This is a genomic window from Escherichia sp. MOD1-EC6300 (assembly GCF_002965045.1).
GTDB classification, from domain to species: Bacteria; Pseudomonadota; Gammaproteobacteria; order Enterobacterales; family Enterobacteriaceae; genus Escherichia; species Escherichia coli_F.
In genome coordinates this window covers 42887-49065 of sequence record NZ_PTRH01000023.1, presented here as the reverse complement: position 1 = coordinate 49065, position 6179 = coordinate 42887, and the positions used below count along the sequence as shown (strand labels likewise).

The 6179-nt window shown below is 47.6% G+C and carries 4 protein-coding genes; 3 read left to right on the top strand and 1 reads right to left on the bottom strand.

What is annotated here, in order from left to right; all coding sequences use genetic code 11:
- From BGE37_RS22880 to gadW, 3 genes are all read left to right on the top strand, one after another.
- On the top strand, positions 1-405 hold a 405-nt coding region (locus BGE37_RS22880; RefSeq protein ID WP_001773767.1), incomplete at its 5' end, for a pyridoxal-dependent decarboxylase.
- Between the two features lie 368 nt (positions 406-773).
- Entirely contained in the window at positions 774-1598 is an 825-nt protein-coding gene (gene gadX / locus BGE37_RS22875) for an acid resistance transcriptional activator GadX (RefSeq protein ID WP_105272317.1), read from the top strand.
- 368 nt (positions 1599-1966) lie between these two features.
- Complete coding sequence (gadW, locus tag BGE37_RS22870; protein WP_105272318.1) at positions 1967-2695, top strand: acid resistance transcriptional activator GadW; 729 nt, start codon at positions 1967-1969, stop codon at positions 2693-2695.
- Between the two features lie 362 nt (positions 2696-3057).
- Here gadW and mdtF read toward each other — a convergent pair whose 3' ends face one another.
- The gene (gene mdtF / locus BGE37_RS22860) at positions 3058-6171 is read right to left on the bottom strand and encodes a multidrug efflux pump RND permease MdtF (protein WP_089575752.1); all 3114 of its coding nucleotides are present in this window, start codon (positions 6169-6171) and stop codon (positions 3058-3060) included.
- Positions 6172-6179 lie beyond the last annotated feature (8 nt).

Sequence of the window (6179 nt, the reverse complement as noted above, 5' to 3'; positions counted from 1 at the left end):
CGCCTCGGTCGTGAAGGCTATACCAAAGTACAGAACGCTTCCTACCAGGTTGCCGCTTATCTGGCGGATGAAATCGCCAAACTGGGGCCGTATGAGTTCATCTGTACCGGTCGCCCGGACGAAGGCATCCCGGCGGTTTGCTTCAAACTGAAAGATGGTGAAGACCCGGGATACACCCTCTACGACCTCTCTGAACGTCTGCGCCTGCGCGGCTGGCAGGTTCCGGCCTTCACTCTCGGCGGTGAAGCCACTGACATCGTGGTGATGCGCATTATGTGCCGTCGTGGCTTCGAAATGGACTTTGCTGAACTGTTACTGGAAGACTACAAAGCCTCCCTGAAATACCTCAGCGATCACCCGAAACTGCAGGGTATAGCCCAGCAGAACAGCTTTAAACACACCTGATAACATAATTTTGTAAAAACCGAATGCCCCGACCTTAAAAAACAGGTGGGGCATTCGGTTACTTATTCATGCAATAATATATTGGCTGTTTATTCATCGTGTTGATAAGATATATGTTATATGAATGTTATTAAGGGTGGCGAGACCGTTTAATATCACAATAAGGGATTATTTGCTTACTAATAATTTCCCTGCGTTTTTAACGCCTTTTTTTGTATTATAAATCCAGTTATCCAGCCCGACTATCATCACACATCATCATCCTGTTTTCCCGCTTCGTTTAAATTTATTTATCAATCAATTTGACTTAAGAGGGCGGCGTGCTACATTAATAAACAGTAATATGTTTATGTAATATTAAGCCGACTATGCAATCACTACATGGTAATTGTCTAATTGCGTACGCAAGACATAAATATATTCTCACCATGGTTAATGGTGAATATCGCTATTTTAATGGCGGTGAACTGGTTTTTGCGGATGCAAGTCAAATTCAAGTGGATAAGTGTGTCGAGAATTTTGTATTAGTTTCAAGGGACACGCTTTCATTATTTCTCCCGATGCTCAAGGAGGAGGCATTAAATCTTCATGCACATAAAAAAGTTCCTTCGTTACTCGTTCATCACTGTACCAGAGATATTCCTGTTTTTCAGGAGGTTGCGCAACTATCGCAGAATAAGAATCTGCGCTATGCAGAAATGCTCCGTAAAAGAGCATTAATCTTTGCGTTGTTATCTGTTTTCCTGGAGGACGAGCAGTTTATACCGCTGCTTCTGAACGTTTTGCAACCGAACATGCGAACACGAGTTTGTACGGTCATCAATAATAATATCGCCCATGAGTGGACATTAGCCCAAATCGCCAGCGAGCTGTTGATGAGTTCAAGCCTGTTAAAGAAAAAATTGCGCGAAGAAGGTACGTCATATTCACAGTTGCTTACTGAGTGTAGAATGCAACGTGCTTTACAACTTATTGTTATACATGGGTTTTCAATTAAAAGAGTCGCAGTGTCCTGTGGTTATCACAGCGTGTCGTATTTCATTTACGTTTTTCGAAATTATTATGGGATGACGCCCACAGAGTATCAGGAGCGATCGGCACAAGAATTGCCGAACCGTGACTCGGTGGCAAGTATTGTTGCACAAGGGAATTTTTACGGCACTGACCGTTCTGCGGAAGGAATAAGATTATAGAGTTTTACTCAGACATAAAAAAAACCCGGCATAGGGGACCGGGAAGAGGATAGTCTGCCGTCTCCAGACTAATAAACCGTTATAACACTCCCTGTTGGCACGGGAAACTTTGTGCTCTCAGTAAGTTAAATATAACTTTTACTGGAAATAAGATCAGCCATTTTTTTATAAACATAAGCTATACGCTGTGTGAAAATATATTGGTGTTGCATTTACTTATTATCAATTAACTGTTATGCAAAACTACTTTGTGGATAAATTTTGGTCCTACCAAATATGGCAGTTTTTGCACTAAGAAACAGTCTGGCGTCATTTCATTAGTATACTGAAATTGAAATAATCGCAGTAATGAAATATAAGGGATAGTCATGACTCATGTCTGCTCGGTGATCCTCGTTCGTCGTTCATTGGATATTCATCATGAACAGCAAAAAATATCGTTGCACAACGAAAGTATTCTACTGCTGGATAAAAATTTGGCAGATGATTTTGCGTTTTGTTCACCGGATACGCGACGGCTGGATATCGATGAGCTGACAATTTGCCATTACTTACAAAATATTCGTCAGCTACCACGCAATTTAGGGTTACATAGCAAAGACCGTTTGTTAATTAACCAGTCCCCCCCCATGCCTCTGGTGACGGCGATTTTTGATAGTTTCAATGAATCCGGGGTAAATTCGCCGATAATGAGCAAGATGCTTTACCTTTCCTGTTTATCAATGTTTTCTCATAAGAAAGAACTTATCCCCTTACTTTTCAATAGTATCAGTACTGTTTCAGGAAAAGTTGAACGCCTTATTAGCTTTGATATCGCTAAACGTTGGTATCTACGCGATATCGCGGAAAGAATGTATACCAGCGAGAGTCTCATCAAAAAAAAGTTGCAGGATGAAAATACCTGTTTCAGTAAAATATTACTCGCCTCCAGGATGTCGATGGCCAGACGATTACTCGAGTTACGTCAAATTCCTCTACATACTATTGCAGAAAAATGTGGGTATAGCAGTACGTCGTACTTTATAAACACATTTCGACAATATTATGGTGTAACGCCACATCAGTTTGCGCAACATTCTCCGGGTACCTTCTCCTGACCTATTTCGTATTTGAATATTGGTCAGGATCTCGCACCTGCTTCATGTGAAACTCTTTCCTGATGATCTCTTCCGGGCTACCGGCAAGATCTCTTTCGTAGTTAGCCAGGCGGTATAGGTATTTTCAGGAGGAAAAGACTCGGCATGTTTGGGATTATTAAGCTGACAATTCATACGATTACGGGAATGTGGGTCAGTATTGTGCTGTTCAAATTGATGACGAATGGCTGGAGTGGCTTCTACTTTCAGTGCTGTGTACTAAGCCTGGTATTCCTGACGGTCAGCTGGTTGTTGAGTGGTGAATGGTTAGCAGGAAAGAGTAAGGCTGAACCCTCACGTTCAACCTTACTCTCATTTACACGTTACGCTTTTTTAAAGCGGGCAAAGAGATGTTCCACTACAACGAAAAAGACTGGAACGAAGTAAATGGCCAGCACTGTTGCGGCAAACATCCCGCCCATCACGCCGGTACCTACCGCGTTTTGCGCGCCGGAACCGGCACCATGACTGATTACCAGCGGCAGCACGCCGAGAATAAAGGCCAGAGAGGTCATCAGGATTGGGCGTAAACGCATTCGCGCCGCTTCGATGATCGCCTCTATCGGCGTTTTCCCTTCTTTCTGCATCATCTCAACGGCAAATTCGACGATCAGGATGGCGTTCTTGGCGGAAAGCCCGATGGTAGTCAGCAAACCAACCTGGAAGTAGACGTCATTACTTAAGCCGCGCAGATCGGTGGCCAGTAATGCGCCAACGACGCCTAACGGTACAACCAACATCACCGAGAACGGAATTGACCAGCTCTCATAAAGTGCGGCAAGGGCGAGGAACACCACGACCAGTGAAATGGCATACAGCGCGGGAGCCTGGTTTGAGGATAACGCTTCCTGATAAGACAGTCCGGTCCATGAGTAGCCGACGCCTGCCGGAAGTTTAGCGACCAGGTCTGCCATAAATTTCATGGCGTCACCGGTACTTTTCCCGGCCGCCGCTTCTCCTAAAATCTCCATTGACGGGATACCGTTGTAGCGTTCCAGTCGCGGCGAACCATAGGTCCATTCGGTAGACGAATAGGCAGAAAGCGGTGCCATCGTGCCAGAGGCGTTGCGTACATACCACTGGTTGATGTTATCCGGCAACATACGGAACGGCGTGCCTGCCTGGACATACACTTTTTTCACCCGTCCCTGGTTGAGGAAGTCGTTCACGTAGCTGCTGCCGAAGGCGGTGGAAATTGTCTGGTTGATATCGGACAGCGCCACGCCCATTGCCTCGGCTTTCGCGGCATTGACGTTAACTTTGAACATTGGCGTATCTTCCAGGCCGTTCGGGCGTACCCCGGTAACCTGGTTCGGCGATTGCGCAGCCAGTGATAACAGCTCGTTTCGCGCCTGGGTCAGTTTTTCGTGCCCCAGGTTACCGTTGTCCAGCAGTTCCATATCAAAACCTGATGCGGTACCCAGTTCAGCCACCGCGGGTAAGTTGAACGGGAAGACGACGGCTTTATTGATACTGCTTAGCGCAATCATTGCCCGCTGAATGATCGCGGTAACTGAGTTTTCCTCGCCGACACGTTCAGACCACGGCTTGAGGCTGATAAACGCCAGACCGTTGTTTTGCCCCTGGCCACTGAAGCCAAAGCCGCCAACGGTAAACACCGACTGAACATTATCTTTCTCTTTTGTCAGATAATAATCAGTCACCTGTTGCAGCACTTTCGTGGTGTTAACCATGGTTGCACCGGAAGGTAACTGCGCGGTGGTCATAAATACCCCCTGATCCTCTTCTGGTAAGAAAGAGGTCGGCGTACGCAGGAACAGCACCGCCATCCCGGCGCAAATCAGCAGGTAGACCACCATGTAGCGACCGGTACAACGCAACAGTGAGCGGGTGCTATCGGTATAGTGCTGAGTTGATTTTTCAAACAGCGTGTTGAAGCGTGCGAACAGGGCGTTAGGTTTGTGACCGCCTTCCGGCGCGGCTTTCAGAATGGTGGCGCACAGGGCAGGGGTCAGGCTCATTGCGACAAATACTGAAAGCAGCATCGAGGAGATCAGCGTGATGGAGAACTGTCGGTAGATCTCCCCGGTTGCACCGCTCATAAAGGCCATCGGCATAAACACTGCGGAAAGCACAACGGCAATCCCGACCAGCGCACGTTGGATCTGCCCCATGGATTTATGCGTTGCTTCCTTCGGCGGTAGCTTATCTTCCGCAATGACACGCTCGACGTTCTCCACCACCACGATGGCGTCATCCACCAACAACCCTATCGCCAGCACCATCCCGAACATGGTGAGGGTGTTGATGGTGAAACCGACCGCCGACAAGATCGCAAACGTCCCGAGAATAACCACCGGTACGGCAATCGTCGGGATGATTGTGGCTCGGAAATTCTGCAAAAACAGATACATGACCAGGAAGACGAGGATGATAGCCTCAACCAGCGTTTTGAAAACTTCCTGAATAGAAATTTTGATAAACGGTGTGGTGTCGTAAGGATAAACCGTCTTCAGGCTTGCGGGGAAATAAGCCGATAAACGGTTCAGCTCCTCTTTCACCGCTCGCGAGGTATCCAGGGCGTTTGCTCCGGTAGCCAGTTTGATGGCGATACCGGCAGCAGGTTTGCCGTTATAGCGCGCCACGGTGGAATAATCTTCCGCCCCAAGTTCGACGCGGGCGACATCACGCAGCAGCACTTGCGAGCCATCTTGCTGAACTTTCAACAGGATTTTGCCAAATTCTTCCGGCGTTTGCAGACGCGTCTGCACAATGATCGAGGCGTTCAGTTGCTGGTCTGCCGCCTGTGGCATGCCACCCAGTTGACCACCAGAAATCTGGTTGTTTTGCACCTTAATCTGGGAAATAACATCGGAAGGTACCAGGTTGTATTTATTGAGTTTTTGCGGGTCCAGCCAGATACGCATGGCATACTCGGAACCAAAGAGTTGTACGCTACCAACGCCCGCGGTACGGCTTAGCGGGTCTTTGATATTAGACGCTACATAGTCCGCGATATCGTACTGGTTGAGACTGCCGTTATCAGAAATGAACGCCGCTACCATCAGGATATTACTGCTCGACTTATCGACGCTAATACCCTGCTGCTGCACCGCTTCAGGTAATGAAGGCATAGCGAGTTGCAGTTTATTTTGCACCTGAACCTGCGCGATATCAGGCGATGTCCCCGTCTCAAAGGTCAGAGTGATGGAGGCATTACCCGCCGCATCGCTGGTTGAAGACATGTACATCAGGCCATCAAGCCCATTCATATTTTGCTCAATCACCTGAGTGACCGAGTCTTCTACCGTTTGCGCATCGGCACCCGGATAGGTTGCGCTGACGGTAATGGTTGGTGGCGCAATCTGCGGATATTGCGCAACCGGTAAGTTCATGATCGCCAGACCACCTGCAAGCATCATAATAATGGCAAGTACCCAGGCAAAAACCGGGCGATCAATAAAATAGTTAGCCATGAAAGTCC

What these genes read in the sequence shown, in the direction of transcription:
- mdtF (WP_089575752.1), bottom strand. Translation starts at nt 6,171, where the DNA reads ATGGCTAACTATTTTATTGATCGCCCGGTTTTTGCCTGGGTACTTGCC.
- gadX (WP_105272317.1), top strand. Translation starts at nt 774, where the DNA reads ATGCAATCACTACATGGTAATTGTCTAATTGCGTACGCAAGACATAAA.
- gadW (WP_105272318.1), top strand. Translation starts at nt 1,967, where the DNA reads ATGACTCATGTCTGCTCGGTGATCCTCGTTCGTCGTTCATTGGATATT.